We start from the raw sequence: 25,375 nt of genomic DNA on the forward strand, positions 1-25,375 counted from the left end.
CTAACGCACCTCGATCGGCAGAGAGGCGTCGCGGCATTCCCAGCCGACCTGCTCCAGCTCCGGCGTATCGGATTGGGCCTCGGGCCAGCCCAAGCAGAAATATCCGATCAACCGCCAGTCCTCGGGGACATCCAGATCGCGCACCATCTGGTCCGGGTCGAGGATCGAGACCCAACCCAGCCCCAGCCCTTCTGCCCGTAAGGCAAGCCAGAACAGGGTGATGGCAGAGACCACAGAATAGCGCCGCATCTCGGGCATAGTACCTGCGCCCAGACCTTGACCCTTGTCGGTGGCATCGTCGCAGAACACGGCCAGCTGCACCGGAGCTTCTTCCATCCCGGACAGTTTCAGCTGGCTGTACAGCTGCGCCTTTTCGCCGGAATACCCGCTCAGCGCCCGCTCGTTGGCCGCTTGGAAATTCTTCAGCGCCGCGTCGCGCGCGGCCTGACTTTCGATGCGGATCACGCGCCAGGGTTCGCTGAGCCCAACAGAAGGGGCCAGTCGAAACGCGTCGAGGCAGCGCGTAAGCACTGCCTCGTCAATTGCATCGGTGCGAAACCGGCGCACATCACGCCGGAGCCGCATCAACAGATCGAACTGCGTGCGAAAATCGTCGGAAAAGGCCTGATCCTGCACGCGCCCGACTGCTTATTCTTCTGCAGCAGCTTCTTCAGCCGGTGCAGCAGCCGCTTCGGCAGCTTCAGCAGCCTTGGCAGCTTTCTCTTCCGCGCGTTCCTGAGCTTTCTTGCCCGGAGTACCCTTGTTGGGGTTGTTGCGCTCGGCCTTGTCACGGGCGCCGGCAGCTTCCAGCATACGTGCGATCCGGTCGGTGGGCTGTGCGCCCTGATCCAGCCAGTACTGGATGCGCTCCATGTTCATTTTCACGCGCTCTTCGCTGTCTTTCGGCAGCAGCGGGTTGTAGGTGCCCAGTTTTTCGATGAAACGACCATCGCGCGGCATACGGCTGTCAGCCGCAACAATGCGATAGAAGGGACGCTTTTTCGAGCCGCCGCGGGCGAGACGAATTTTCATTGCCATGGTGGTATCTCCTTTGAATGGCGTATCCGGTGCTAGACCGGCTTAGTTCTGGTGTTTCTTGTGGTGTCGGATGACTTCCTGAATGATGAAATTCAGAAAAGCCTTGGCGAAATCGGGGTCCAGATCGGCCTCTTTCGCCAGGTCTTCTAACCGTGCGATCTGCGCAGCCTCGCGCGACGGATCGGACGGGGGAAGGTCGTGTGCGGCCTTGAGCTTGCCAACGGCCTGCGTGTGCTTGAACCGCTCGCCCAGCGTATAGACCAGGATCGCATCCAGCCGGTCGATGCTTTCGCGGTGATCCTTCAACAGCGCGGCAGCTTGTGTCACGGGGTTGTTCATTGGCCGGTCCTTTCGGTGGTCAATTCAATCTGCGGATGACGCCAGATCTGGGCGTGTTTGCCCAAAAGTTCGGCTCTCTCAATCTCCAGCGTTGCGCCCAGCCGTTCGGCCAGCGCGCGCGAGCGATCATTGGCATGGGCGATGTAAGAAATCACACCGTTCAGCCCCTGATGCTGCGCTGCATAGTCGCGTGCAGCCGCGGCGGCCTCAAAGCCCAGACCTTTGCCTTCGGCCTCGGCCATCAGCGTCCAGCCCAGCTCGGGCTCCGCCCAGCCGGGTACGTAGATCATGCCTGCCCATCCCACGAATGCGCCGCTGGTCTTTTCAGTCAAATGCCACAGACCATAACCGCGCAGCGCCCAATGACCCAATCTGTTCGAAAGAGAGCTCCAGCTTCCAAGCGCGTCCTTGGGACCACCAACCATATGGCTGCGCTCGGTCGCGTAGAACGCGGTCATCGCAGGAAGATCGTCCAGATGCGGCGCGCGAAGGATCAGGCGATCGGTTTCGACGGTGGGTATAGTGAACGAGGTCATGCGTATGCCTCCACGCCACCGTTTACCAGATCGGCAGGCGCAGAATGACGCCAGACCTGCATCGCCCCGAAAGCCGGGTGTTCGAACATATATTCGAACTGCGCGCCCAGCCGTTCCGCGACAGCCTTGCTGCCCAGATTATCCGGATCGATCAGCGAGATTGCGGTTTCCCAGCCCAGCACGTCATAGGCATGTGCACGTGCAGCCAGTGCCGCTTCGGTCGCATAACCCTTGCCGGTGGCGTGGTTCATCAGGGTCCAGCCAATTTCGGGCTCGGGCCAGCTATGCGGGTTCCACAAGCCAACATGGCCTACATAGGTGCCCGTGTCTTTTTCCTCGACACCCCAGAAGCCATATCCCCGCATCGCCCAGTGGCCTAACAGCATCGCAACAGCGCGCCATGTCTCATCCGGGCGTTTCGGGCCGCCGACGAATTTCGAGGCGTCGCTGGCAAAAAACTCTGCCTCAGCCTCAAAATCGGCCTCGCAGGGGGCCCGCATGATCAGGCGTTCGGTTTCCAGCGTTGGTATGGCCATGGCAAGTGTCATGCCTGCACCTCGCCGTATCGCCAGACATGCTGTGTTGGACCAAAGGCGCTTTCGGCAACGGCGTCGCGCGTTGCACCCAGACGCTGTGCCAATGCGTTCGAACGAGCGTTGGACTGCGAAACGTAGCTTACGAACTGGCCGGATCCGAGCAGATCAAGCCCAAAATCGCGAACGGCGCTGCACGCTTCGGTCGCGTAACCTTGCATGCGGAACTTGCTATCAAACATATAGCCAAGCTCGGGCTCGTGATCGTCCCATTCGAGGCCCAGAATGACGAAGCCAATGACCTGATCATCGTCTTTAAACGTGACGGTGAACAAGCCGTGACCATGCAAAAGCCAGCCTGATGTGTAGTAGGAAAACTCAGTCCAGGCGTCTTGCTCGGTATCGCCAAAGCTGTCCTTGCAGATCGATGTCCACACCGGCAGGTCGTCCAGAGTGGGTGCACGCAGAACCAGCCGCCGGGTCTCAATGACCGGCAGGGCCGCGCGATACTGCGCTGCTGCCATCGCCGCCTTTCCGGACGGGGGCTGGGTGCAGCGTGCTGACGTCACTTTTTCTTTCCAAAACCGCTCAACCCCGGGGGCAGGCCCATGCCGCCACCCAGTCCGGGCAGACCGCCGGGCATCTTACCGCCCATCGCTTTGGCGGCTTGTTCCAGCGCCTTGGGGTCCATGCCGGCAGCCATCTCCTCGGGGCTGGGGCCACCTTTGCCGAACATGCCCTTCATGGCTTGTTTCAGCATCTTGCCTTTGCCCATCTTGCCCATCTTTTTCATCATGTCCGACATCTGCCGGTGCATTTTGAGCAGCTTGTTGAGGTCGCTGACCTCCATCCCCGAACCGGCGGCGATCCGTTTCTTACGGCTGGCTTGCAGCAACTGCGGGTTGGCGCGTTCGCGTTTGGTCATCGACTGGATCATGGCGATCTGCTGGCGCAGGATCTTGTCGTCCAGACCTGCTTGATCCATCTGCTTGGCCATCTTGCCCATGCCCGGCATCATGCCCATCATGCCCTGCATGCCGCCCATCTGGATCATCTGCTCTAGCTGCATTTTCAGGTCGTTCATGTTGAACTGACCTTTGACCATGCGCTTCATCATGCGCTCGGTCTGTTCCATCTCCATCGTTTCCTGGGCTTTTTCGACCAGAGCAACGATGTCGCCCATGCCCAGAATACGACCGGCGATCCGGTCCGGCTCGAAGGTTTCGAGCGCGTCCATCTTCTCGCCCAGGCCGACGAAACGGATCGGCTTGCCAGTGACCGCGCGCATCGATAGCGCCGCACCGCCGCGCCCGTCACCGTCCATCCGGGTCAGGACTACGCCAGAAATGCCGACCTTGGCGTCAAACTCCTCGGCGACCTCAACGGCGACCTGACCGGTCAAGCCGTCGACGACCAGAAGGGTCTCGCGTGGGTCAACCACATTACGGACCTGTTCGACCTCGCCCATAAGGACTTCGTCAATATGCAGACGGCCCGCCGTGTCGAGCATGTAGACGTCATAGCCGCCCAGCGTCGCCTGCTGCTTGGCGCGTTTGGCGATATCGACCGGCGATTGGCCCGGCACAATCGGCAGCGTGTCTACACCAACCTGCGTCCCAAGCACAGCCAGCTGATCCATCGCCGCCGGGCGATAGACGTCGAGCGAGGCCATAAGGACCTTCTTGCCCTCTTTCTCTTTTAGGCGTTTCGCCAGCTTACCGGTGGTGGTTGTCTTACCCGAGCCCTGCAGACCGACCATCAGGATCGGAGCAGGCGGGTTGTCGATCTTCAACGCGCCGGGGTCTTCTTCGCCACGCAGTGTATCGACCAGCGCGTCATGCACGATCTTGACGACCTGCTGGCCGGGCGTGATCGATTTGGTCACCGCCTGACCGGTCGCCTGTTCCTGCACCTTCTTGACGAACTCACGCGCCACCGGCAGCGAAACGTCGGCCTCAAGCAAGGCGACGCGGACTTCGCGCAGGGCGGTTTTGACGTCTTCTTCGGACAGGGCACCCTGTTTGGTCAGCCGGTCAAAGACGCCAGAGAGGCGTTCGGATAGATTTTCAAACATGCCTTCGGCCTCCTTAGCCGGTTATCTGGTTGCGTGCCCTAGATAGGACGCGCCGGTTAAATGCACAAACGCCCCCACGGGCGAAACTCGCTGGTGGGGGGCGATCCCTGAACGACTCAAGGGACCGGAAGATCATACGCTTCCGGATGTTGGCGGCGATTTAGGCCGATTGGCTGGCAGAGTCAACCTTGCGCGCCGGAAGCCAGTCATTGATCGCATCAACCAGCCGATGCGCGCCGCGCCCGCTGGAATAAGCCTCGACAATGGGATGTCGCCCGGCGCTCATGCCTTCATCCAGAATCAGGACAGGGCGATAGAGGGTCGATGTGCCATTGTCACTACGTGAGGTCGTGCTTTCGGTTTCCGCGTGCGAGAGGTTCGACAGCTCATGTTCCACCGCATCATATCCAAATACGGACTGTCTGCGGATCAGGATGCTGTTTTTGTTACGATCCAGTATGACCTGCACGCGGCGGACGAAGGCGCAAAATGCACCAAAACCCATGCCTCCGCCGAATAGTGCGAAGAAAATGCCGAACAAGATACCCTCGCCACCTTCACTGGCCAAGAAGACGCCCGCGCCGACAAATGCCAGAATGAAGAAAACCAGCGTGATGCCGATGAACCATGGCGTATTGGACAGGATCAGTTGGCTCGGAGTGTTACGCGTGACTTTCATGGCGGCACGCTAGCACCGAATGCCGCGCCTGTCGTGGCTTGAATTTACCTGTCGGTTGGGCGATGAGCGCGCCATACGAGGAGGTTCCCATGGACGCATCATCTGTCTTTCAGGATACGTTGCCGCTCAGCTCGGATGCGCTTTTGGCGCAGTTGGATGAATGGGGGCTGCCCTATCGGTTGCATACTCATATCCTGCTGCGCACCGTTGAGGATGCCAAAGGGGTGGAGTGCCAGTTCATGGTGCCGGGTGAAAACACACTGCGGCTTAAGAACCTGTATCTGCGCGACAAGAAAAAGCGGAACTATCTGGTGACGCTGGAACAGAGCCGCGAGATCGACCTCAAGGCGCTGGGCGCGGAGTTGGGGGTTGGCAACCTGTCCTTCGGCTCGGCGGATCGGCTGTTCCAGAACCTCGGCATTCGCCCTGGCGCGGTCAGTCCGCTGGCGATGATCAACGGCGTTGAGAACAACGTTAAGTTCTTTATGGACGCCGCCGCGCAACAGGCCGATGTCATCAACATGCACCCTTTGGTCAACGACCGAACCGTCGTTTTGTCGCGCGAAGACCTGATGGTGTTCTTTGATAAGATCGGGTGCGAGATAAACTGGCTGCCGTGATCACCCCTCAAGCGCTTCGTTCAATGCGGCAGCGACATGGGCGGCAGAGGGGTTGACGAACAGGTGACCGTCCGCCTCGAACACCGGATCGTCCAGATGATCGGGGAAGGCCAGAGGCAACTCGGTACACGCCAGCAAGATAGCCGTTCCGGGTGTGGCGTGTTTGTTGCAGAAGGCCAGCAGGTGCGCATGTGCGGTGTCGGATGCGCCGCCGTAGAAATCACTGTCGATCATCGCCTGCATCTCGGCGATCTCGGGCTCGGGCAGGCGTGTGTTTGCCGTGATACCCTCGGCGGCCAGCCGGTCTGCATAGTTTGTGGCCTGCATGGTGACTGCGGTTCCAAGGACCAAAGCATTGGTGGCACCGGTCAAGGCGGTCGCGTCGGCGGTTGCGTCAAAAATGCTGAGAATAGGCATGGAGACGCCTTCGCGGATCGCGTGAAGCCGCGCGTGTGGCGTATTGGATGCGATGATGCCGAAATCGCAGCCTGCGTGTTCCAAAGTCAGCAGCGCTTCGCGGAACACTGCGTCGAAAGCGGCCCAGCTGTCTTCGTCACCGGCCACGCCGCGCAAGGCGCGGGTTTTGGCTTGGGTGACGGATTCGATGGTCATGGGTGGGATGGGCAGCGGCGATCCGTGGCCGCGCTCAGCAAAATACCGACCCGCGCCTTCAGCGATCGCCCGGTAGTAGTCGACAGTTGAGGCCCAGCCAACACCGCCCAATATTCCAATCTTTTTCATGTGAAACGCCCAGTCTGCCGATTTGCCTCGGCGCAGACTGGACGGTTCAAGGGGGTCAGGTCAATCAGGCTGCCAGTTTGGTGACAGCTTTCTGCGCATTGGACAGGGTTGTTTCGGGGTCCAGTGCCATGCGATCTGCGGCGATGACCTCGACATCATGGATGCCGATGAAGCTCAGAACATGGCGCGCATAGGTGGTGGCAAAGTCGATTTCGGAGCCCACCGCCGTACCGCCCGATGCAACAGCAAGGATGGCGCGTTTGCCTTCCAGCAGACCTTTCGGTCCTTCTTCGGAATAGGAGAATGTCAGACCGGCACGGGCGACCAGATCAATCCAGGCCTTGAACGCGGCGGGAACCGAGAAGTTGTAGATCGGCAGGCCGATGACGATCGTGTCGGCCTTTTGCAACTCGGACACCAATTCGTCCGACAGGCCCAGCAGGTCTTTCTGTACCGCGTCACGCTGGTCGGCGGGGGTGAAATTGGCGCCGATCCAGTCCTCGGTCAGCAGGGGCAGGGGGGTGGCCAGATCGCGGCGGATGATGCGGCTGGCGTTCAGGTGGCGAACCACGCGGTCGGACAGATCGCGGGTGGCAGATCCAGTGCGGCGGGCCGAGGCGTCGATATGCAGGATGGTTTTGGTCATTTCGGGGCGTCCTTTGTTGCGGAATTACCTTCTGTTGCCCCAATATGGCTGTTGCGTGCATGAACAAAACTCGGATATATCAACAAGCATTGTTAGAATTTGCACATTGGATCAGATGCAATGGACAATTGGGATGAAGTGAGAACCGCCTATCAGGTGGCGCGCATGGGAACGGTCAGCGGCGCGGCGGATGTGCTGGGTGTGCACCACGCCACCGTGATCCGCCATATCGATGCGATCGAGGCACGGCTGGGCGTCAAACTATTCCAGCGTCACGCGCGTGGGTACACACCAACCGAAGCGGGTGAGGACCTGTTGCGGGTCGCGCAGGCAACCGAAGATCAATTCAACCAGTTGGTCGGTCGCATGAAGGGGCGCGGAGACGATGTCTCGGGCGAGATCGTGGTCACCTCACTGGCCTCACTGGCCCCGCTCATCGTACCGACGCTGACCGAGTTCCAGCAGACCCACCCGGGATTGATCGTGCGCTATCTGACCGGCGACCGCCTGTTCCGGTTGGAATATGGCGAGGCGCATGTGGCGATCCGCGCCGGGGCCGCGCCGGATCAACCGGACAATGTGGTGCAGCCGTTCATTCCACAAGAGGTCGGACTATTCGCCAGCAAGGCCTATCTCGCGCGCCACGGCAAACCCGCGGACGTTGCAGATTTCGCCAATCACCACTTCGTCGGCAATGATGACGAAAACAGCCGCGCGCCGTTTTCCCGCTGGCTGCGTGCCAACGCGCCGGAGCAGGCGATCACTTTCCGCTGCACCAATAATTTCTGTATGCGAGAGGCTGTTCTGGCCGGTGCAGGCATCGGCTTTATGGCCCGTTGGGAGGCCGCGCGCGATCCCGATCTGGTCGAGGTGATGGCACCGTTGCCCGAGTGGTCTGGCAAGCTGTGGTTGGTGACTCATGTGGATCTGCACCGGACCACTAAGGTGCAGGCTTTCCTATCCTTCCTGAAAGATCAATCCAAGGGCTGGCTGCCGTGACACCGCAGGCGCGCGGCCATCTGGCCATGCTAACATTCTCGGCTTTGGTGGCGGGCAGTTTCTCGCTTGGCTCAATGGCGGCAAATGAGATCGCACCGTCGGCGATCACGGCAGCGCGCTTTGCGATTGCGGCGGTTGTGATCGGCATCGCTGCGATTGCCACAACGGGCATTCCGCGCAGCGCGGCTCGGGCACCATGGCGCTATCTGGTTCTTGGCGGATTGTTCGGAGCCTACTTTGTCCTAATGTTCTACGGATTGAAAACCGCTCCCCCGGTCAGCGCGGCGGCGGTCTTTACGCTGACCCCGGTCATGTCGGCGCTGGCCGGGTGGGTGCTGCTGCGCCAGATCACCACCCCACGCATGGCGCTGGCCCTGACGGTCGGTGCGGTCGGTGCGCTGTGGGTGATCTTCAGAGCGGATTGGCAAGCCTTTCAGGCCTTCGAGATCGGAGGCGGCGAGATCATCTATTTCTGGGGTTGCGCCGCGCACGCCGTCTATACGCCGATGATACGGCGATTGAACCGGGGCGAGCCTGCGGTGGTGTTCACCTTCGGTACGTTGGTTGCGGGGTGTTTGATCCTGACGGTCTGGGGCTGGTCCGATATACGTGCAGTAGATTGGGGCAACCTTCCCGGGATTGTCTGGGTGACGCTGCTTTATATCTCGTTGTTTGCGACCGCCGCCAGTTTTGTACTGGTTCAGTTTGCAGCCCTGCGTTTGCCCGCGGCAAAGGTCATGGCCTACACTTACCTGACGCCCAGCTGGGTGATCCTGTGGGAAATCGCCCTGGGACGTCCTGCGCCGACGGCATTGGTGTTGGTTGGTGCCGGGCTCACCGCTGTTGCGCTGTTGTTGCTGCTGAAAGGAGAAGACGCGCCTGCAAATACTCCTGTGCGCTCGAATTGAAGCTTGTGATTTCTACCTGATGTGGCAGCCTGCCTGTCACCACCAAGGAGCTGGGCCATGAAAACACTGTCACTTATTCCCGCATTGCTGGCGCTGTCCGCCTGTGCCCCCGGTGGCGCGAAAGACGCTGCAGAGGTGGACCTGCAAGCCAGCTGCGAAGCTCTGGTAGGCGCCGAAACCGGCACAGGGCCTGATGGTGTCAAAGCGATGTCGACCCAGTCCAGCCCGACAGGCTCGGTCACTAGCGTATTCGTGGCGGGGGCCGAGGCTCCGTGGCTCTGTCGTGCCGACCCAACGGGGGTTGTGACCGGGGTGGAATATAGCCGCGAGGGCTGAGCCTGCCGTTTGGATCGTCCCGACGGGTCAGACTGGCGAACCGCCCGGGTCGACATATCTCAGGATCAGGAGGACGCCAATATGTTCAAACACATCATGGTCGCGGTCGACCTGCACTTGCCGCCCGAGGTCAAGAAAGCCACCGAGGTTGCGGCGCAATTGGCCAAATGGCAGGGCGCCAAAGTGACCATCGTCAGCGTCACCGGCCCGCAGCCTGGGGATAGCCACCTGACAACAGACGCGATCAAACAAGAATTGCTGACCTGCGCCAGTGAAATTGCGATGCAAAGCGGCACAAGTGTGGACACACGCAACATTCACTCGGTTGATGTCGCGGTCGAGATCGACAAGGACCTGACCCACGCAGCAGAGGAAATGGGGGCCGATCTGATTGTTGTGGGAACCCACGCACCCCGGATCACAGACTATATCCTGTCCAGCCACGCGGGATATCTGGCCAAACACGCCAGCATGTCGGTCTTAGTTGTGCGTTAGGCCTCATCCGGGGGCAGTTCAACTTCTAGAAACCGCTCGAACGCATCCAGATTGACCGGTTCGAACTGTCCGAACCCCTGCATCCAAACCGAGGCCGCACGAAGCGCGTCGGGTTCAAGTTTGCACCACTTCACCCGTCCGCGTTTTTCCTGAGAAATCAGACCTGCTTTGGTCAGGATCACCAGATGCTTTGAAATCGCGGCCAGCGACATTTCGAACGGTTCGGCCACGTCGGTGACGGCCATGTCATCTTCCAGCAGCATCGCTAAGATGGCACGGCGGGTGGGATCGGCGAGGGCTGCGAAGACAGTGTCGAGGTCGTTGGACATGGTTCCGCTGAACCATAGCCTGTGAGTTTGGTCAACCATTTGGTTGAATATGCGGATTCAGGCTTATCCGCCCGGTCAGCGAATTATACGCCATCGGCAGGTTTCGCGTGGTCTGTAATATTATTATAAAAATCATATACTTAGCGACGTTCATGCTGCGGCTTCATTGCCGTTGACTCTGCGCCTTCAGCCCCTTAGCACCCTACCCAAGACTGTGCGAGGGAAACGCCCGTGACCGAAGATGACCAAAAGCAGCGTATGGCGCAGCTGGAGGCCAAGATCGAAGCGGCGAAAAAGGCCAAAGCGCCGAAACCTCGTGCGGATGCTGACGTATCCGGAGGCGAGCTTGCCTGGAGGATGGTCATCGAAATGGTTTCCGGTCTGGGGATCGGATTTGGCATCGGATACGGGCTGGACAGCCTGCTCGGGACGATCCCGATCTTTCTGGTGCTGTTCACATTGCTGGGCCTTGTCGCGGGCGTGAAGGTTATGCTCCGCAGCGCGAAAGAGGTTCAAGAGAAACAAGCGGCCGCAAGCGCGACCGAGAAGGACGAGAGGGACTGAACGTGGCAACCGAGACCACCGCAGAAAAAGGCAGCAGCCTGGCTTTCCATCCAATGGACCAGTTTATCGTCAAGCCGTTGTTCGGCGACGGTGCGATTGCCTGGTACACGCCCACCAACGTGACCCTGTGGTTGTTCCTGGCGATTGCGGCGATCTTTGCCCTGCTGGTTCTCAGCACGTCCAAGCGCGCCATTGTTCCGACGCGGATGCAGTCGGTGGCCGAGCTAGCCTATGGTTTCATCTACAAGATGCTGGAAGACATCTGCGGCAAGGAAGGCGTCAAGTACTTCCCCTATGTCATGACCCTGTTCATGTTCATCGTCTGCGCGAACTTCCTGGGCATGTTGCCCATGTCCTTCACCACCACATCGCATTTCGCCGTGACCATCCCGCTGGCGCTGGCCGTGTTCCTGACCGTGACCGTTTTGGGTTTCGTCAAGAACGGCGCTGCGTTCCTGGGCTTGTTCTGGGTCTCCAGCGCGCCGCTGGCGCTGCGCCCTGTTCTGGCGATTATTGAGCTGATCTCGTACTTCGTGCGCCCGGTCAGCCACTCCATTCGTCTTGCCGGTAACGTCATGGCAGGCCACGCGGTTATCAAGGTGTTCGCAGGCTTTGCCGCGATTGCCGTGATCTCGCCCGTGTCGGTTCTGGCGATCACCGCAATGTATGGCCTTGAGGTTCTCGTGTCCTTCATTCAGGCCTACGTCTTCACCATTCTGACCTGTGTGTATCTGAAAGATGCGCTGCATCCGTCGCACTAAGGTCCGAACCCCCAACATCGAAACTTCCAAATCGTAAGGAGAATTCTCATGGAAGGCGATCTCGCACACATCGGCGCAGGCCTGGCAGCAATCGGTTCCGGCGCAGCCGCAATCGGGGTGGGCAACGTTGCAGGCAACTTCCTGGCCGGCGCCCTGCGCAACCCTTCGGCGGCTGCTTCGCAGACCGCAACCCTGTTCATCGGTATCGCGTTCGCAGAAGCGCTGGGCATCTTCGCATTCCTGGTCTCGCTGCTGCTGATGTTCGCCGTATAATCTGCGGAACCTGATCCTTACGCGCAGGTGGGCCCAAGCCATAGCGGCCCATCTGTTGTAAAGACAACGTTCCGACGGAGGACATCATGGCGACTGAACCCATTGCTGAAGAAGTAGTAGGCACATGCGTTGATTCCAGCGGCTACGCCGTCGGGATGCCGCAGCTCTGCTTCGATTGGTTCCCCAACCAGATTTTCTGGCTGGTCATCACGCTGGTCGTCATCTTTCTGGTCCTGTCCCGCGTGGCTCTGCCCCGCATCGCGGCAATCCTGGCTGAACGCCAGGGGACCATTACAAATGACCTGGCTGCGGCCGAAGATCTGAAGGCCAAAGCGGTCGAGGCCGAAGAGGCCTATAACAAAGCGCTGGCCGATGCCCGTTCTGAGGCTCAGCGTATCGCAGCGGAAGCCCGCGCCGAAATCCAGTCTGGTCTGGATGACGCGATTGCCAAGGCGGATGCGGAAATCGCTGCAAAGGCGGCTGAATCGGAAAAGGCAATTGCCGAAATCCGTGCCGGTGCGCTGGAAAGCATTCAAGTGGTTGCCAAGGATACGGCGGCTGAACTGGTCACAGCACTGGGCGGCGAGGCGGATGCCAAAGCCATCAACAGTGCAGTAGATGCGCAGACGAAAGGATAAGTGACATGCGGAACACTCTTGCCCTTATCCTGACCGTTGGTGCCGCCAGCCCCGCGCTGGCCGCAAGCGGCCCGTTCTTCTCGCTTGCCAACACTGACTTTGTCGTCACTCTGGGCTTCATCGTCTTTATCGCGGTCCTGTTCTACTTCAAGGTCCCCGGTATGATTGGTGGTGCGCTGGACAATCGCGCCGAAGGTATTCAAGCCGAGCTGGACGAAGCCCGCGCCCTGCATGAAGAAGCACGCAGCCTGTTGGCCTCGTACGAGCGCAAGCAGCGTGAAGTGCAGTCTCAGGCAGACGCCATCGTAGCCGCAGCCAAAGAAGATGCGGCTTTGGCGGCAGAGCAGGCCAAGGTTGATCTGGAAAAATCCATCGCGCGCCGTTTGGCCGCGGCGCAGGATCAGATCGCATCGGCCGAGGCTTCTGCAGTTAAAGAAGTTCGCGATCAGGCCATCACCGTAGCGGTTTCGGCAGCCAACGCCGTGCTGGCCAAACAGATGACCGCAACGCAGGCGAATAAGTTGATCGATGCATCCATCGCGGATGTGGGTGAAAAGCTACACTGATCGCCTGGATCATATGATTTGAAAAACCCGAGGGCCTCAGGCTCTCGGGTTTTTTCTTTTTGTGGCTCCCAGTTTGAAGGATCAGACCTCTCCAGTCTCGTGCTTCAAACGCTGTTGCGCGATCTCTTCATTGCGCAGGGCCTTCTGCTGATCGGCCATGCAGCTTTTGACAAAGTTCAGATGATCTTCGACCGCCTTCCGTGCCCCTCTCGGGTCGCGGTCCTGCAGGGCTGTGTTGATGGCGCGGTGCTGGTCCAGAATTGCGTCGCGGGTGGTGCGTTGCTGGAACATGATCTGTCGGTTGTAGAATACGCCCTGCCGCAGCAGATCGAACATCGACCGCATCATATGCAGCATCACCACGTTATGACTGGCCTCGATGATCGCCATATGGAACTGGGCGTCCAGATGCGCCTCTTCTTCGGCTGCATTGCGGGCGTGGGCGTCTTCCATCTTGTCCAGTATGGTCTGCACCACCTTCAGATCGCTGCCCGAGCCCATGCGAGCGGCACGCTCAGCCGCTAGACCCTCCATGTCACGCCGGAATGAGAGATAGTCGAACACTGCCTCGTCGTGATTGCCGAACAACCGGATCAAAGCTGGCGCGAAGGCCGAGCCCAGAACCTCGGCCACATAGATGCCCGATCCGGCCTTGGCAGTCAGCAATCCCTGCTCCTGGAGGTCCGAGATTGCCTCGCGCAGCGACGGGCGCGACACGCCCATCCGCTCGGCCAGCTCCCGTTCTGAGGGCAGGCGTTCTCCGGGGCGCAGAATGCCGCGCAGGATCAGCAGTTCGATCTGGCGCACAACAGCCAGTGACAGTTTTTCGGTTTGAACTTTTTGAAAAGGCATCTGGCTATCACTTGGAATTGGTCAAGTCACTTGACCACGTTTGTAAGGGGCGTTCAAGTCGCTCACAGAGGTTGAAACATTAGGTCAGAATTATTGACATAAGAGGCGCATTGCCTAATCTGCGACCCAAGGGCGGAGGAGGCCCCCTACGATGGATCAGCTCTACGCCACCCGAACCGCTCGGATGAAGGCTTCCGAAATCCGCGAATTGCTGAAACTGCTGGGCGAGCCCGGTATCATTTCCTTCGCAGGCGGTATTCCCGACCCCGCTTTGTTTCGAGCAGAGGCTTTCGCCGAAGCGTTTCAAAATGCGCTTGGCCCAGATCAACAGGCGCAGGCGCTGCAATATTCGGTCAGCGAAGGCTATGCCCCGCTGCGTGAATGGCTGGCCGACCATATGCGTGGGATCGGCGTTACATGCGGCATCGACAACATCCTGATCACCTCGGGCTCGCAGCAAGCGCTGGATTACTTGGGTAAGTTGTTCTTGTCACCGGGTGATACTGCGTTGGTTGGGTGGCCCACATATCTGGGCGCGCTCAATGCGTTTGACGCTTATGAGCCGCGCTTTGACCAGCTTAGCATCAATGGCAATCGTGGGGCTGCCGAATACCAGGCCGCCGCCGGCAACAGCCCGATCAAATTCGCTTATCTCTCCGCCGATTTTGCAAATCCGACTGGTGAGACGGTCGATCTGCGGGGCCGGGAGGCGCTGCTCGATCTGGCAGATGAATTGGATTGCGCAGTGATCGAGGACGGAGCCTATCAGGCGCTGCGCTATGACGGCGATCCGATCCCTCCGATCCTCGCGTTAGAACATGCGCGCAAGGGATCGATCGAGAACTGCCGGACGATCTATTGCGGCAGCTTCTCGAAAACTCTTTCACCGGGGTTGCGGCTGGGTTGGGTGGTTGCAGCAAAACCGGTGATCTCGCAACTGGTGCTTCTGAAACAGGCGGCTGATCTGCATTCTTCTACGATCAACCAGATGGCGGTTTATCAGGTGGCGCGGGATCGCTTCGACACTCATGTCCCCATGCTGCGCCAGACCTATGCCGCGCGCCGCGATGCGATGCTTGAGGCGCTCAAAGAACACATGCCCAATGGCGTCGACTGGACCCGACCCGAGGGCGGCATGTTCATTTGGGTCACTCTGCCCAAGGGAATGAACGGCGCCGACCTGCTGGCGAGGGCGCTGGAAACGGTCAAGTTGGCCTTTGTCCCCGGTCAGGCTTTCTATCCCGACGACAGCGGGTCCAATACCATTCGACTGAGTTTCTCCAACTCGGATGAGGACACGATCCGCGAGGGTATACGCCGGTTAGGAGAAGTGTTGCGCGCCTGAACCGGGGAAAGGTTTCATTAACCATATTGTCGCTAATAAAGCAGCATGATCCGCGTGCTCGCTTTCCTGTGCCTCGCCGCCTGCTCGGGTGGTACACCCTATTTTCGCGACTTGCCCGCAACGCGCGTCGCGGTGAATGGCAGTATCTTCGACGTCCGCGTCCGCAATGAACTGGCCGAGGCCGTCCGCGTGAACCCGCAATACGCGCCGCGTCTGGGTCCGATCCGCGATCGGGCTGCGCTGGCCATGGCGCAGGTCTCGGGCTGTCCGCTTCTGGATGTTCTTGGCGATGCGGCCGTCACTGTGGGCGTGCTGGGCTGCGACCAGGAACTGGGGGAAAAACTGATTTTCGGCGCACTCCTTCGCCGTCCCTATGAATGCGTTGATTACGGATATTACGAAGACTACGGATATCAGGTCTTTGAATGCTCGCCTTACTGAGATACGCGGGACTCCGCGTAGTTTTGCCAAGATGTTGTGGATAACTTGGTCCAATCTCCCATATCCTGCGCAATCACGTTGACACCTCCCCCATCCGTTGCGCAGACTTCTTACCCATAGGAATCATACCAAGAGCAGCCATTGCGCTTTAGCAAACTCAAACTGACCGGCTTCAAAAGCTTCGTGGACCCGACCGATCTGATCATCGCGGACGGGCTGACCGGAGTGGTTGGTCCGAATGGCTGCGGCAAGTCCAATCTGCTGGAAGCGTTGCGCTGGGTGATGGGTGAAAACCGTCCCAAATCCATGCGCGGTGGCGCGATGGAGGATGTGATCTTTGCGGGCGCTGCCACTCGGCCTGCGCGCAACTTTGCCGAGGTGGTCCTGACGATGGACAACTCGGAACGTTTGGCGCCATCCGGCTTCAACGACAGCGACCAGTTGGAAATTGTCCGCCGCATCACCCGCGATGTGGGCAGTGCCTACAAGACCAACGGCAAGGACGTGCGCGCCCGCGACGTTCAAATGCTGTTCGCGGACGCCTCGACCGGTGCGCATTCGCCTGCGCTGGTGGGGCAAAACCGCATTGCCGAACTGATCAACGCCAAACCCCGCGCACGACGTCGCATTCTGGAAGAGGCCGCCGGCATCTCCGGGCTTTATCAACGCCGCCACGAGGCAGAACTGAAACTGAAAGGCACCGAGGCCAACCTGACCCGCGTGGATGACGTGCTGGAACAATTGGGCGGGCAGTTGGCACAACTCGCCCGTCAGGCCCGGCAGGCGGCGCGGTATCGCGAGATCGGCGAGCTGTTGCGTCAGGCCGAAGGGATGCTGCTCTATCGCCGTTGGAAAGAGGCCGACATGGCCCGTCAGGCGGCCGAGGAAAAGCTACGCGACCGGATCACCGAAGCCTCTCGCGCCGAGGCATCCGCCCGTGAATCCGCCGCCAAACGCGCCGAGATCGAGGAAACCCTGCCGCCCTTGCGTGAGGAAGAGGCCATCGCTGCCGCCGTCCTGCAACGCCAACAGGTGCAGCGCGATCAGCTGTCGGATCAGGAAACCCGCGCACGCCAGACGATCGAGACTCTGACCAACCGTATCCAGCAATTGGGCAACGACATCGAACGCGAATCCGGTCTGAACCGGGACGCGGGCGAGATGATCGAACGGCTCGAATGGGAGGCCCGCGAGCTTGCCAAAGCCGCCGATGGCTATGACGAAAAGGTCGCTGAAGCTGCTGAAGTTGCGCGCGAGGCCGCGTCGGTGTTGCAGGATCGCGAAGATCACCTGTCGCAGGAAACCGAAGACATGGCCCGTCTGGTGGCTCGCCACCAATCGGCGCAACGACTGGTTGAAGACAGCCGCAAGACACTGGCTCGTTCCGAGGGCGAGGAAGAAAAGGCCCGCGCCGCCGTGGACGAGGCGCGCAATGCCCTTTCCCGTGCCAGCGAGGCGTTCGAGACCGCGCAAGAGGGTGAGGAAGAAGCCCGCGAAGCTGCTGAGGCAGCGGAAGAAGCACTGGCCGCCGCCGACGAGCTGCGCAACGACACGCAGGCGCGTGAGGCCGAGGCCCGCGCCAAACGCTCCGAGGCTGAGGGTGAACTGGGCGCGATAAGGGCCGAGACCACCGCGCTGGCCAAGCTGGTCGAACGCGACACGGCTGAGGGTGGGCAAGTGCTCGACATGCTGCGGGTGGCAACGGGCTTTGAAAAGGCGTTGGGGGCTGCGCTGGCGGATGACCTGCGTGCACCATTGGTCGAGGGCGACGGACCTTCAGGTTGGGTGCAGGTAGCGGGCTATGACAGCGACCAGCCCTTGCCCGATGGGGCCGAGCCGCTGGCGTTGCATGTGTCCGGCCCCGACCGCCTAAGTCGCCGTATTGCGCAGATCGGTCTGGTCGATGCGGATCAGGGCGCGCGCCTGCAGGCGTCGTTGAAACCGGGTCAACGACTGGTGTCGCGCTCGGGTGATCTGTGGCGCTGGGACGGATTCCGCGCCTGGGCCGAGGATGCACCAAGCGCTGCCGCCCTGCGTTTGGAACAGCTCAACAAGCTTGAGGCGCTGAAACAGGAACTGACACGCACCGAGGCGCAGGCCGACGGCGCGCGCGCCGCGCATGAAGCGCTGTCACAGCAACTGGCCAATGTAACCGAGGCTGACCGCCGCGCCCGCGAGGCCCGCCGTGCCGCGGATCAGCGCATGGCGGAAACCGCGCGGATGCTCAGCCGGGCTGAGGCGGATCGAAATCTGGCGCAAGGCAAGCTGGAAACACTGACCCTCGCGGTCGACCGTCATAAGGAAGACGCCATGTCCGCCCGCGCACAACTGCGTGAGGCTGAAGGCGCGTTGACTGGCCTGGGCGATCTCGACAGCGCCCGCGCGCAGGTCGAGGACATCAAGCAGACGGTCGAGGCGGCGCGGATCACCATGCTGACCCACCGCTCGACGCATGATGAATTGCGCCGCGAGGGCGAGGCGCGCACCCGGCGCACGCAGGAGGTGACTAAGGACCTCAGCGGTTGGCGGCATCGTCTGGAAACGGCGGAAAAGCGGATATCGGAACTGGCCGAACGCAAGGAAAGCTCGGAAGAAGAACTGACCGAGGCGATGGCGGCCCCCAGCGAAATCGCCGAGGCACGGGAAGAACTGAACGAGCTGATCGAAACCGCTGAGTCTCGGCGCGCCGAAGCCGCCGACAAGTTGGCCGAGGCCGAGACCCAGCAGCGCGAGGTGGTTCTTGCCGAGCGCGAAGCCGAACGTCTGGCCTCGGAGGCGCGCGAAAGCCGCGCGGCGGCTGAGGCGCGTTGCGACGCCGCCAAGGAAAGCGTAGTCGCCGCAGCAGAACGCATTGCCGAGGATCAGCAACTGACGCCGAACCAGCTGCTGAACCAACTGGACGTGAACCCTGACCAGATGCCCGCCGCCGACGCACTTGAAGCCGAAGTGAACCGCCACAAGCGTCAGCGCGACGCCATGGGCGCAGTGAACCTACGGGCTGAAGAGGACAGCAAAGAAGTTCAGGAAGAATTCGACACGCTGAACGGCGAAAAGGCCGATCTGGAAGAGGCGATCAAGGCCCTGCGCAGCGGCATCGCCAGCCTCAACCGCGAGGGTCGCGAACGCCTGCTGACCGCGTTCGAGCAGGTGAATTCCAACTTCGCCATGCTGTTCAAGCACCTGTTTGGTGGCGGTGAGGCCAATCTGGTCATGGTCGAAAGCGACGATCCGCTGGATGCGGGCCTTGAGATCATGTGCCAGCCGCCGGGCAAAAAGCTCTCGACTCTCAGCCTGCTTTCGGGCGGCGAACAGACCCTGACCGCGACGGCGTTGATCTTTGGCGTGTTCCTTGCCAACCCCGCCCCGATCTGTGTGCTGGACGAGGTCGACGCCCCGCTGGACGATGCCAACGTCACCCGCTTCTGCGACTTGCTGGACGAGATGTGCCGCCAGACCGATACGCGTTTCCTGATCATCACCCACCACGCGGTGACCATGGCGCGGATGGATCGGCTGTTCGGTGTGACGATGCAGGAACAGGGTGTCAGCCAACTGGTTTCGGTCGATCTGAAAAAGGCCGAGCAGATGGTCGCTTGATCGATCACTGCAACGTTATGAGCCATAACCCGTGTATGAGGGTAGGCTAGCATCATGATCCGATATTTCACCCTCGCATTGCTCGCGGCCAACCCCCTCTGGGCTGCCGAATGGCCCACGAAACCCGGTGACGTCCCCTTGACGCCAGAAGAATTGGAGGCTTTGGCCGGCCGCACTCTCACTTTCTACGACGACGGCCAGTCCAAATACTCGGCTGGAGGGGCCTATTCTTATACCTATGCCAGCGGAGAATCCGCCTTTGGCACCTATTCCATCGCCGGGGACGGCAGTGTTTGCATAGCGTATCGCAATGGGTTCAGCCGATGCGACCTATATGTCCGCAGTGGTGAGCGGTTGATCCTGATCGACGAGAAAGGCGATCGCTACCCGGTCAGAGCGAGTAATTGATCTGTTTTTCCCGATCAATTGGTAAATTTGATAGAGGCTTTGAGTAAAAACGGAAGAAAACGGGATAATCATCGTCAAATCAAGTTGTAGAATGCCCTGGATCGAAAAACTGATGGGGATGCCAAATGTGCCGTTTTTTGGCTTGGGTTGGGGAGCAGCGATATCTGGATGAATTGATTCAGGAGCAAGAGCAATCGCTTGTCATTCAAAGCCGCAACGCGTTGATTGGGAAGACACCAATCAATGCCGATGGGTTTGGACTGGCCTGGTATTCTGATCGCGAAACGCCCTGTTTCTACAAGGACACTCATCCCGCATGGTCCGATGCAAATCTCAAACAACTGGCTCATCACACACGATCACGACTGTTTTTGGCCCATGTAAGAGCGTCGACAGGCACTGCGACCTCGCGCAACAACTGTCACCCATTTGGATTTGGCAAATGGAGCTTCATGCACAATGGCCAGGCTGGAGGGCATGACCAAATCCGGCAGCAGCTCGATGCTATGATCCCGGCACATTTATACGGGCACCGAATGGGTGCGACAGAAAGTGAAGCGATCTTTTTGATTGCTCATGGCGAAGGTCTGGATTCAAATCCGATCGACGCAATGGCACGGGCCGTGGGGCGGGTGGAAGCGCTGTCCCGTCAATGCGGATCGTCGCCTTATATGCGGTTTGCTGCGTGCTGGTCAGACGGCAAGCGTGTATTTGCGGCGCGCTATGCGTCTGATCGTTATGCACCCAGTCTGCATTACCGAACCTCAGAAGACGGGATAGTGATATCGTCCGAACCGCTTGATGCAGACAGTGACGGCTGGGTTGAAATACAGCCCAATACCGCCATCGTCACAGAAGGCTCGCTGGTATCTATCCATGCGTTTGATCCGTCAGTGAAACGTGAACCTGCAAAGGTTGCCTAGGCGCTGACCCTTATAGCTGCTTCAGCAGCTGTGTCGTTGGCCACGCATCGGCTGGCAAACCCAGACGCAGTTGTTCAGCCTGCACAGCCGCACGCGTTCCGGCCCCAAGGATGCCGTCGATCTTGCCCACGTCGTGCCCACGCGCCTGCAGTTTGCTCTGCAACTGCTTCATCTGCGCGCCCGTCAGCCCCGGCGCAGAATTACCTGCATCGTAAATCTGCGCGCCTTCCAGCCGTGTGCCGAAATAGGCGGCGGTCAGGACGTAAACGAAGCTCTGGTTCCATTCGAAATAGACGTCGAAATTCGGGTAAGCCAGAAAGGCGGGGCCCTTGTGCCCTTGTGGCAGGATCAGCGAGGCAGGCAGATTTGCCAACGACCCACTGCGCGCCTGCACGCCCATCGCCTGCCATTCGGACACTGAGCGGGGCTTGCCGGGGCCAGAGAGAGACCAGTCCATCTGCGCGGGCACGGTGACCTCTTGCAACCATGGCTGACCCGGTTGCCAACCCAGATGCGACAGCATCTTGGCCCCGGACATCAGTGCATCCGGCGCCGAGGTTTTTAGCGAAACCTTGCCGTCTCCGTCCCCATCCACGCCGTTTTCCAGAATGTCGCGGGGCAGCATCTGGACCATGCCGATTTCACCGGCCCAAGCCCCGGTGGTGCGGGCGGGGTCAAAATTGCCCTGGCTGTACAGCTCGATCGCGGCGAAAATCTGCGGGCGGAACAACTCGGGGCGGCGGCAGTCGTGGGCCAGCGTCACCAGCGCGTTGCGAGTGTTGAAATCACCCTGAAAGGACCCGTAGTCGGTCTCGAACGCCCAAAATGCCAGTAGCACACCCCGCGAAATGCCGTATTCCTGCTCAATCCGGTCAAACACCGCGTCGTATTTGCCCGACATGGCCTTGCCCCGGTCGATCCGGTTCTGTGAAATCAGGCGCCGCGAGAAGTCGATGAATGGTTTCTGGAATACGCCCTGCGCGCGGTCGGCTTTCAGAACGGCTCCGTCCTGCTGCACGCCCTTGAAAAAGCTGTTGACGGTGGATTTGTCGTTACCCTGCTGAATGGCTTCTGCTTTCAGCCCTTTGACGAAGGCATTGAACCCACCGCCGCATTGGGCGAGTGCAGGCGAGGCGAAGAGGGCGGCGGCAATAAGGCCGGAAAGGAAACGCATAAGACTGATCCGTCAGAATATGAAGTTGAACCCAACCCACACCGACACGAGCCCAAGCGCAAGCCCCCATACCTGCCAGAGCATGTCTGATGCGCGAAAAACCTCCGCCGCGTCGATTTCTTGCCGGGCATTCCCGTTCACCCAGGCGAGATCCCGCATCTGCCCGTCATAGCTGCGCGGTCCTGCCAGCGCGATATCAAGCGCACGTGCCATCGCGGCCTCGGGCCAGCCTGCGTTGGGTGAGATATGGCGGCGTGCATCCTCAACCATCTCTCCCCAGCGCGACCATTGGCTGGACAGCGCGACGATCATTACGAAGGTCAGGCGTGCCGGGACAAGGTTCAGCAAATCATCCAGCCGCGCTGCTGCCCAGCCGAAGGCGCGGTATTTGTCGTTGCGATAACCGATCATACTGTCGGCGGTGTTGACGACCTTGTAAACCAGAAGCCCCGGCAGACCTGCGACCAGAAACCAGAAGGCTGGGGCAATCACCCCGTCGCTCAAGTTTTCGGCGGCGCTTTCGATGGCCGAGCGCGCCACCTGCGCCTCGGTCATATCTCGCGTATCGCGCGAGACAATCATGGCGACCTGCGCGCGCCCTTCGGCAAGCGAGGTCAACAGGCCTTCGCCAACTGCGCGAACATGGGTGATCAGGGATTTCTGGGCCAGAAGGATGGCGCAGACCACGATCTCGACGATCGGACCAAGCAGCGCTAGCAACCGGCCAAGGATGAGTGCCACCGCAACCAGGATGAGTACCGTCGCAACCCCTTTGAGGCGGCGATACGCCCCATGGTTCAGCCGGTTGTCCAGCCAGCCAATCGCGTTGCCCATCAGTACGGCAGGGTGGCGAATCCGCGACCACAGCCAATCCGGCTCACCCAATGCTGCGTCCAGACACATAGCGCAGACCAATAGGAACGCGGTGCTCACAGCGCTGCTTCCAACCGGGCCCAACCATCTGCTGGCGGTAATCCAAGGCGCAGGTAGGTCCGGGAATAGGGGAAAATTCGGCTCCAGATATGCGCCCGCGCCAATCGGTCTTGCCAGGCGGTCGCGCCATCAACGTCGTAGAGGCGGAACAGGCTGGTGCCGCCAATCAGCCGCGCACCTTTGGACGTTAAAAGCTGATCCAACCGTGTTGCTTCATTTGCCAGACGCATGCGCGTTTCATCAGCCCATTTTACATCGTGCAACGCTTGCGCGCCGATCCGCAGTGCCGGGCCGGATACGGCCCATGGTCCGGTCAGGTCGTTCAATCGTGCAATCAGATCGGGATGGCCAATTGCAAAACCCAGTCGCAACCCGGCCAACCCCCAAAATTTGCCAAAGCTCTTCAGCACCACGATGCCGGGCCGCTGGGCCAGATGAATCAGCGAGGCTTCGGGCGTTACGTCGCAGAAGCTTTCATCGATCACCGTCAGCGACGCGTCGACATCCGCGTCCTGCCAGATGCGCCCATCGGGATTGTTGGGGTGTACGATGACACGTGCCTGAGCCGGGCCGTTCTCGTGCACCGTCCAACCCTGAGCGGTGAATGCAGCGGCATGTTCGTTATAAGTGGGCATCGTGATCTGCACGCGGCCGGCTTTGGTCAGCGCGGGCACGCGGGCAATCACCGCAGAGGCACCAGGCGATGGCAGAATCTCGGCCCCATCAGGCACGTTCCAAAACACCCGCGCCGCGTCCGAGAGGCGTTCGAACGCGCCATGATCCGGCAGTTCCATCCAGTCCGGAGGCTGCAGGCCCGAGACCTCATAAGCATGCGGATTGATCCCCGTGGACAGATCGATCCAGCCTGCGCGCGTGCCCCCAAACCGCGTCATCGCGCCATCCAGCCCTCCGCCATGATCGCGCGCAGCCCGAGGGTTCAATCTGTCATCCTGTCCAACCATCTGCCCCAGCCGGAATCGCCTATTTCTCATGCTTCAAGCGGATTTTTGCCGTTCTTACAAGCGAATCCGCCCGATCACGGCGCTGTGCGGGCCTTGTTAACACTTTGTTAAGGAAATCGCGTGATCACGGACAACAGGGGTCGGCACCACTCACCCATATCACGTGCCGAGGTTGTTGCAAATGAAAGTACTGATTGTTGAGAGTAACCCCGATCTAGGTCGGGTCTGGCAGCGGCATCTGCAAAGGCAGGAGGCCGAAGTCACGCTGGTCGAAACGCAAGAGGCCGCGATCCTGGCACTGTATGGTACCGCATTCGATATCATCGTGCTGGATCTGGTTCTGGAAACCGGCAGCGCCTTGGCGGTTGCCGATTTCGCAAGCTATCGCAGGCCCGAGGCGCGAGTGATCTTCGTCACCAACACCACATTCTTCTCGGACGGATCAATCTTTGCCCATAGCGCCAATGCCTGCGCCTATGTCCAAAGCTCGACCCCGCCCGAGGATCTGGCGGCCATGGTCGAACACTACGCGGCGGGGCGCTGATCTCGTCCATGAGGTTCTGAATAGTCCAACGTTGGATTCACTGGAATAATTCGGTGCGGATTGATGCTGTCATGGCTGAAGTGATAGTGGCGCACGATGTGGTTCATGTTCACTGTCTGCGCCACGCCGGGCCATTGATATAGCTCCCGCGTAAAGGCCCAGAGGTTCGGGTAGTCCACCAACCGACGCTTGTTGCACTTGAAATGTAAATGATAAACCGGGTCGAACCGGATCAATGTGGTGAACAGGCGCCAGTCGGCCTCAGTCACGCGGTCACCCATAAGATAGCGGTTCCGGGCCAGACGATCCTCAAGCCAGTCCAGCGTGTCGAACAGAGGTTCAACCGCGGCGTCATAAGCTTCTTGCGAGGTGGCAAAGCCGGATTTGTAGACCCCGTTATTGACATCGGAATAGATGCGCGCGTTGACCTCTTCGATCTCGTCCCGCATTGCCTCGGGCCAGTAGTCGTCTGTGTTGCCGGTGATCCCGTTGAAAGCCGAGTTGAACATGCGGATGATTTCCGAGCTTTCGTTCGACACGATCATTTTCTCAACTTTGTCCCACAGGATCGGAACCGTAACGCGGCCCGAATAGTGAGGGTCGGCACGGGTGTAGATTTGATGGGCAAATTCTGATCCGAACAGTTTGTCGCCGGTCGCGCCATGGTCGTCGGTCTCAAAGGTCCAACCTTTATCCAGCATATCCGGATGCACGACCGAGACCGAGATGTGGTCGCTCAGCCCTTTCAACTCACGAAAGATCAGTGTGCGGTGCGCCCAAGGGCAGGCGTGCGAGACATAAAGGTGATAGCGCCCCGATTCCGCCTCGAACCCGCCGCGCCCCGAGGGGCCGGGCGCGCCATCGGCGGTGATCCAGTTGCGAAACTGTGCGGCCGAGCGTTTGAACGCCCCGCCTGTGGATTTGGTGTCATACCAGGTGTCATGCCATTCGCCGTCGACAAGCAGGCCCATCGTTATTCCTTTCGCATTGCGATTGGGTCAAAGATAGGCCGTCTTGCGCCACGATCCTATTTCACCGGGCGCGCATCAGGCCTGCATGCGCGCACAGGTGGGATGCGGTGTCTGGGCACCAGAACCGCAATGCCAAAACTTATGTGACGC

32 protein-coding genes are annotated in these 25,375 nt (G+C 59.9%); 16 read left to right on the plus strand and 16 right to left on the minus strand.

What is annotated here, in order from left to right:
• From bluB to ACR0AW_RS16735, 8 genes are all read right to left on the minus strand, one after another.
• The gene (gene bluB, locus ACR0AW_RS16700; protein ID WP_170425126.1) at nucleotides 1–636 is read right to left on the minus strand and encodes a 5,6-dimethylbenzimidazole synthase; all 636 of its coding nucleotides are present in this window, start codon (nucleotides 634–636) and stop codon (nucleotides 1–3) included.
• A gap of 12 nt (nucleotides 637–648) precedes the next feature.
• Nucleotides 649–1,038: a 30S ribosomal protein S16 gene (gene rpsP / locus ACR0AW_RS16705; protein ID WP_010437590.1), complete on the minus strand. Its 390-nt coding sequence runs from the start codon at nucleotides 1,036–1,038 to the stop codon at nucleotides 649–651.
• Nucleotides 1,039–1,080: 42 nt separating this feature from the next.
• Nucleotides 1,081–1,377 carry a chorismate mutase gene (locus ACR0AW_RS16710; RefSeq protein WP_170392662.1) on the minus strand — a complete coding sequence of 99 codons (297 nt, stop codon included), beginning with the start codon at nucleotides 1,375–1,377 and terminating at the stop codon, nucleotides 1,081–1,083.
• Nucleotides 1,374–1,913, minus strand: coding sequence for a GNAT family N-acetyltransferase (locus ACR0AW_RS16715; RefSeq protein ID WP_170733722.1), 540 nt, complete (start codon nucleotides 1,911–1,913; stop codon nucleotides 1,374–1,376). The genes ACR0AW_RS16710 and ACR0AW_RS16715 overlap by 4 nt, the downstream gene beginning before the upstream one ends.
• The gene (locus tag ACR0AW_RS16720) at nucleotides 1,910–2,461 is read right to left on the minus strand and encodes a GNAT family N-acetyltransferase (RefSeq protein WP_170392660.1); all 552 of its coding nucleotides are present in this window, start codon (nucleotides 2,459–2,461) and stop codon (nucleotides 1,910–1,912) included. The genes ACR0AW_RS16715 and ACR0AW_RS16720 overlap by 4 nt, the downstream gene beginning before the upstream one ends.
• Nucleotides 2,458–3,015 carry a GNAT family N-acetyltransferase gene (locus ACR0AW_RS16725; protein ID WP_170733723.1) on the minus strand — a complete coding sequence of 186 codons (558 nt, stop codon included), beginning with the start codon at nucleotides 3,013–3,015 and terminating at the stop codon, nucleotides 2,458–2,460. Before ACR0AW_RS16725 ends, ACR0AW_RS16720 begins: the two co-directional genes overlap by 4 nt.
• Nucleotides 3,012–4,520, minus strand: a complete 1,509-nt coding sequence (gene ffh / locus ACR0AW_RS16730) for a signal recognition particle protein (RefSeq protein ID WP_170733724.1) — start codon at nucleotides 4,518–4,520, stop codon at nucleotides 3,012–3,014. Before ffh ends, ACR0AW_RS16725 begins: the two co-directional genes overlap by 4 nt.
• 160 nt (nucleotides 4,521–4,680) lie before the next feature.
• Nucleotides 4,681–5,199 (minus strand): hypothetical protein, encoded by a 519-nt coding sequence (locus ACR0AW_RS16735; RefSeq protein WP_170402388.1) that lies wholly within the window; start codon nucleotides 5,197–5,199, stop codon nucleotides 4,681–4,683.
• A gap of 89 nt (nucleotides 5,200–5,288) precedes the next feature.
• Here ACR0AW_RS16735 and ACR0AW_RS16740 point away from each other — a divergent pair, with 89 nt between their 5' ends.
• Nucleotides 5,289–5,819, plus strand: a complete 531-nt coding sequence (locus ACR0AW_RS16740; RefSeq protein ID WP_170733725.1) for a prolyl-tRNA synthetase associated domain-containing protein — start codon at nucleotides 5,289–5,291, stop codon at nucleotides 5,817–5,819.
• On the opposite strand, the gene ACR0AW_RS16745 is transcribed toward ACR0AW_RS16740, so the two are convergent.
• Both ACR0AW_RS16745 and ACR0AW_RS16750 read right to left on the minus strand, forming a co-directional pair.
• Nucleotides 5,820–6,560 (minus strand): aspartate/glutamate racemase family protein, encoded by a 741-nt coding sequence (locus ACR0AW_RS16745; protein ID WP_170733726.1) that lies wholly within the window; start codon nucleotides 6,558–6,560, stop codon nucleotides 5,820–5,822. It lies immediately after the preceding gene.
• Between the two features lie 64 nt (nucleotides 6,561–6,624).
• The gene (locus ACR0AW_RS16750) at nucleotides 6,625–7,206 is read right to left on the minus strand and encodes an NAD(P)H-dependent oxidoreductase (RefSeq protein ID WP_170733727.1); all 582 of its coding nucleotides are present in this window, start codon (nucleotides 7,204–7,206) and stop codon (nucleotides 6,625–6,627) included.
• A gap of 120 nt (nucleotides 7,207–7,326) precedes the next feature.
• On the opposite strand from ACR0AW_RS16750, the gene ACR0AW_RS16755 reads away from it, so the two are divergent.
• The 4 genes from ACR0AW_RS16755 to ACR0AW_RS16770 all read left to right on the plus strand — a co-directional run bounded on the left by ACR0AW_RS16755 (nucleotide 7,327) and on the right by ACR0AW_RS16770 (nucleotide 9,944).
• Complete coding sequence (locus tag ACR0AW_RS16755) at nucleotides 7,327–8,205, plus strand: LysR family transcriptional regulator (protein WP_170513380.1); 879 nt, start codon at nucleotides 7,327–7,329, stop codon at nucleotides 8,203–8,205.
• Nucleotides 8,202–9,113 carry a DMT family transporter gene (locus ACR0AW_RS16760; RefSeq protein WP_170597451.1) on the plus strand — a complete coding sequence of 304 codons (912 nt, stop codon included), beginning with the start codon at nucleotides 8,202–8,204 and terminating at the stop codon, nucleotides 9,111–9,113. Before ACR0AW_RS16755 ends, ACR0AW_RS16760 begins: the two co-directional genes overlap by 4 nt.
• Nucleotides 9,114–9,170: 57 nt before the next feature.
• A complete protein-coding gene (locus ACR0AW_RS16765; protein WP_170625091.1) occupies nucleotides 9,171–9,449 on the plus strand; it encodes a hypothetical protein in 279 nt (92 codons plus the stop codon).
• Nucleotides 9,450–9,530: 81 nt separating this feature from the next.
• On the plus strand, nucleotides 9,531–9,944 hold the full coding sequence (locus ACR0AW_RS16770; RefSeq protein WP_170733728.1) for a universal stress protein: 414 nt from the start codon (nucleotides 9,531–9,533) through the stop codon (nucleotides 9,942–9,944).
• Here ACR0AW_RS16770 and ACR0AW_RS16775 read toward each other — a convergent pair.
• Nucleotides 9,941–10,273, minus strand: a complete 333-nt coding sequence (locus ACR0AW_RS16775) for an ArsR/SmtB family transcription factor (protein WP_170392649.1) — start codon at nucleotides 10,271–10,273, stop codon at nucleotides 9,941–9,943. The genes ACR0AW_RS16770 and ACR0AW_RS16775 overlap by 4 nt on opposite strands.
• Before the next feature lie 231 nt (nucleotides 10,274–10,504).
• Between ACR0AW_RS16775 and ACR0AW_RS16780 the strand changes: the two genes are divergently transcribed.
• The 5 genes from ACR0AW_RS16780 to ACR0AW_RS16800 all read left to right on the plus strand — a co-directional run bounded on the left by ACR0AW_RS16780 (nucleotide 10,505) and on the right by ACR0AW_RS16800 (nucleotide 13,075).
• A complete protein-coding gene (locus ACR0AW_RS16780; protein WP_170392648.1) occupies nucleotides 10,505–10,837 on the plus strand; it encodes an AtpZ/AtpI family protein in 333 nt (110 codons plus the stop codon).
• 2 nt (nucleotides 10,838–10,839) lie between these two features.
• Nucleotides 10,840–11,598, plus strand: coding sequence for a F0F1 ATP synthase subunit A (locus tag ACR0AW_RS16785; protein ID WP_170392647.1), 759 nt, complete (start codon nucleotides 10,840–10,842; stop codon nucleotides 11,596–11,598).
• A 48-nt stretch (nucleotides 11,599–11,646) separates the two neighbouring features.
• A complete protein-coding gene (locus ACR0AW_RS16790; protein ID WP_005981269.1) occupies nucleotides 11,647–11,871 on the plus strand; it encodes a F0F1 ATP synthase subunit C in 225 nt (74 codons plus the stop codon).
• A gap of 86 nt (nucleotides 11,872–11,957) precedes the next feature.
• Nucleotides 11,958–12,509: a F0F1 ATP synthase subunit B' gene (locus ACR0AW_RS16795; RefSeq protein WP_170392646.1), complete on the plus strand. Its 552-nt coding sequence runs from the start codon at nucleotides 11,958–11,960 to the stop codon at nucleotides 12,507–12,509.
• A 5-nt stretch (nucleotides 12,510–12,514) separates the two neighbouring features.
• Entirely contained in the window at nucleotides 12,515–13,075 is a 561-nt protein-coding gene (locus ACR0AW_RS16800) for a F0F1 ATP synthase subunit B (RefSeq protein ID WP_170609767.1), read from the plus strand.
• Between the two features lie 81 nt (nucleotides 13,076–13,156).
• Here ACR0AW_RS16800 and ACR0AW_RS16805 read toward each other — a convergent pair whose 3' ends face one another.
• Entirely contained in the window at nucleotides 13,157–13,927 is a 771-nt protein-coding gene (locus ACR0AW_RS16805) for an FCD domain-containing protein (RefSeq protein WP_170733729.1), read from the minus strand.
• Nucleotides 13,928–14,078: 151 nt separating this feature from the next.
• On the opposite strand from ACR0AW_RS16805, the gene ACR0AW_RS16810 reads away from it, so the two are divergent.
• The 5 genes from ACR0AW_RS16810 to ACR0AW_RS16830 all read left to right on the plus strand — a co-directional run bounded on the left by ACR0AW_RS16810 (nucleotide 14,079) and on the right by ACR0AW_RS16830 (nucleotide 20,641).
• Nucleotides 14,079–15,272, plus strand: a complete 1,194-nt coding sequence (locus ACR0AW_RS16810) for an aminotransferase-like domain-containing protein (protein WP_170733730.1) — start codon at nucleotides 14,079–14,081, stop codon at nucleotides 15,270–15,272.
• Between the two features lie 45 nt (nucleotides 15,273–15,317).
• Complete coding sequence (locus tag ACR0AW_RS16815; RefSeq protein ID WP_170392642.1) at nucleotides 15,318–15,713, plus strand: hypothetical protein; 396 nt, start codon at nucleotides 15,318–15,320, stop codon at nucleotides 15,711–15,713.
• A gap of 141 nt (nucleotides 15,714–15,854) precedes the next feature.
• Nucleotides 15,855–19,310, plus strand: coding sequence for an AAA family ATPase (locus ACR0AW_RS16820; protein ID WP_170733731.1), 3,456 nt, complete (start codon nucleotides 15,855–15,857; stop codon nucleotides 19,308–19,310).
• A gap of 54 nt (nucleotides 19,311–19,364) precedes the next feature.
• Nucleotides 19,365–19,718 carry a hypothetical protein gene (locus tag ACR0AW_RS16825; protein ID WP_170392640.1) on the plus strand — a complete coding sequence of 118 codons (354 nt, stop codon included), beginning with the start codon at nucleotides 19,365–19,367 and terminating at the stop codon, nucleotides 19,716–19,718.
• A gap of 125 nt (nucleotides 19,719–19,843) precedes the next feature.
• Nucleotides 19,844–20,641 carry a class II glutamine amidotransferase gene (locus tag ACR0AW_RS16830; RefSeq protein ID WP_170648503.1) on the plus strand — a complete coding sequence of 266 codons (798 nt, stop codon included), beginning with the start codon at nucleotides 19,844–19,846 and terminating at the stop codon, nucleotides 20,639–20,641.
• A gap of 10 nt (nucleotides 20,642–20,651) precedes the next feature.
• Here ACR0AW_RS16830 and ACR0AW_RS16835 read toward each other — a convergent pair whose 3' ends face one another.
• The 3 genes from ACR0AW_RS16835 to ACR0AW_RS16845 are packed head-to-tail and all read right to left on the minus strand — an operon-like array spanning nucleotide 20,652 to nucleotide 23,710.
• Nucleotides 20,652–21,815 (minus strand): lytic murein transglycosylase, encoded by a 1,164-nt coding sequence (locus tag ACR0AW_RS16835; protein ID WP_170733732.1) that lies wholly within the window; start codon nucleotides 21,813–21,815, stop codon nucleotides 20,652–20,654.
• Between the two features lie 12 nt (nucleotides 21,816–21,827).
• Nucleotides 21,828–22,748 (minus strand): adenosylcobinamide-phosphate synthase CbiB, encoded by a 921-nt coding sequence (gene cbiB, locus ACR0AW_RS16840; RefSeq protein ID WP_170508498.1) that lies wholly within the window; start codon nucleotides 22,746–22,748, stop codon nucleotides 21,828–21,830.
• Nucleotides 22,745–23,710 carry a threonine-phosphate decarboxylase gene (locus ACR0AW_RS16845; protein WP_170733755.1) on the minus strand — a complete coding sequence of 322 codons (966 nt, stop codon included), beginning with the start codon at nucleotides 23,708–23,710 and terminating at the stop codon, nucleotides 22,745–22,747. The genes cbiB and ACR0AW_RS16845 overlap by 4 nt, the downstream gene beginning before the upstream one ends.
• A gap of 181 nt (nucleotides 23,711–23,891) precedes the next feature.
• Here ACR0AW_RS16845 and ACR0AW_RS16850 point away from each other — a divergent pair, with 181 nt between their 5' ends.
• Nucleotides 23,892–24,254 carry a response regulator transcription factor gene (locus tag ACR0AW_RS16850; protein WP_008756687.1) on the plus strand — a complete coding sequence of 121 codons (363 nt, stop codon included), beginning with the start codon at nucleotides 23,892–23,894 and terminating at the stop codon, nucleotides 24,252–24,254.
• On the opposite strand, the gene ACR0AW_RS16855 is transcribed toward ACR0AW_RS16850, so the two are convergent.
• Nucleotides 24,236–25,225 carry a glutathione S-transferase family protein gene (locus ACR0AW_RS16855; protein ID WP_170733733.1) on the minus strand — a complete coding sequence of 330 codons (990 nt, stop codon included), beginning with the start codon at nucleotides 25,223–25,225 and terminating at the stop codon, nucleotides 24,236–24,238. The genes ACR0AW_RS16850 and ACR0AW_RS16855 overlap by 19 nt on opposite strands.
• Between the last annotated feature and the right edge of the window lie 150 nt (nucleotides 25,226–25,375).

The sequence above is a fragment of the Ruegeria sp. C5 genome (genome assembly GCF_056537605.1).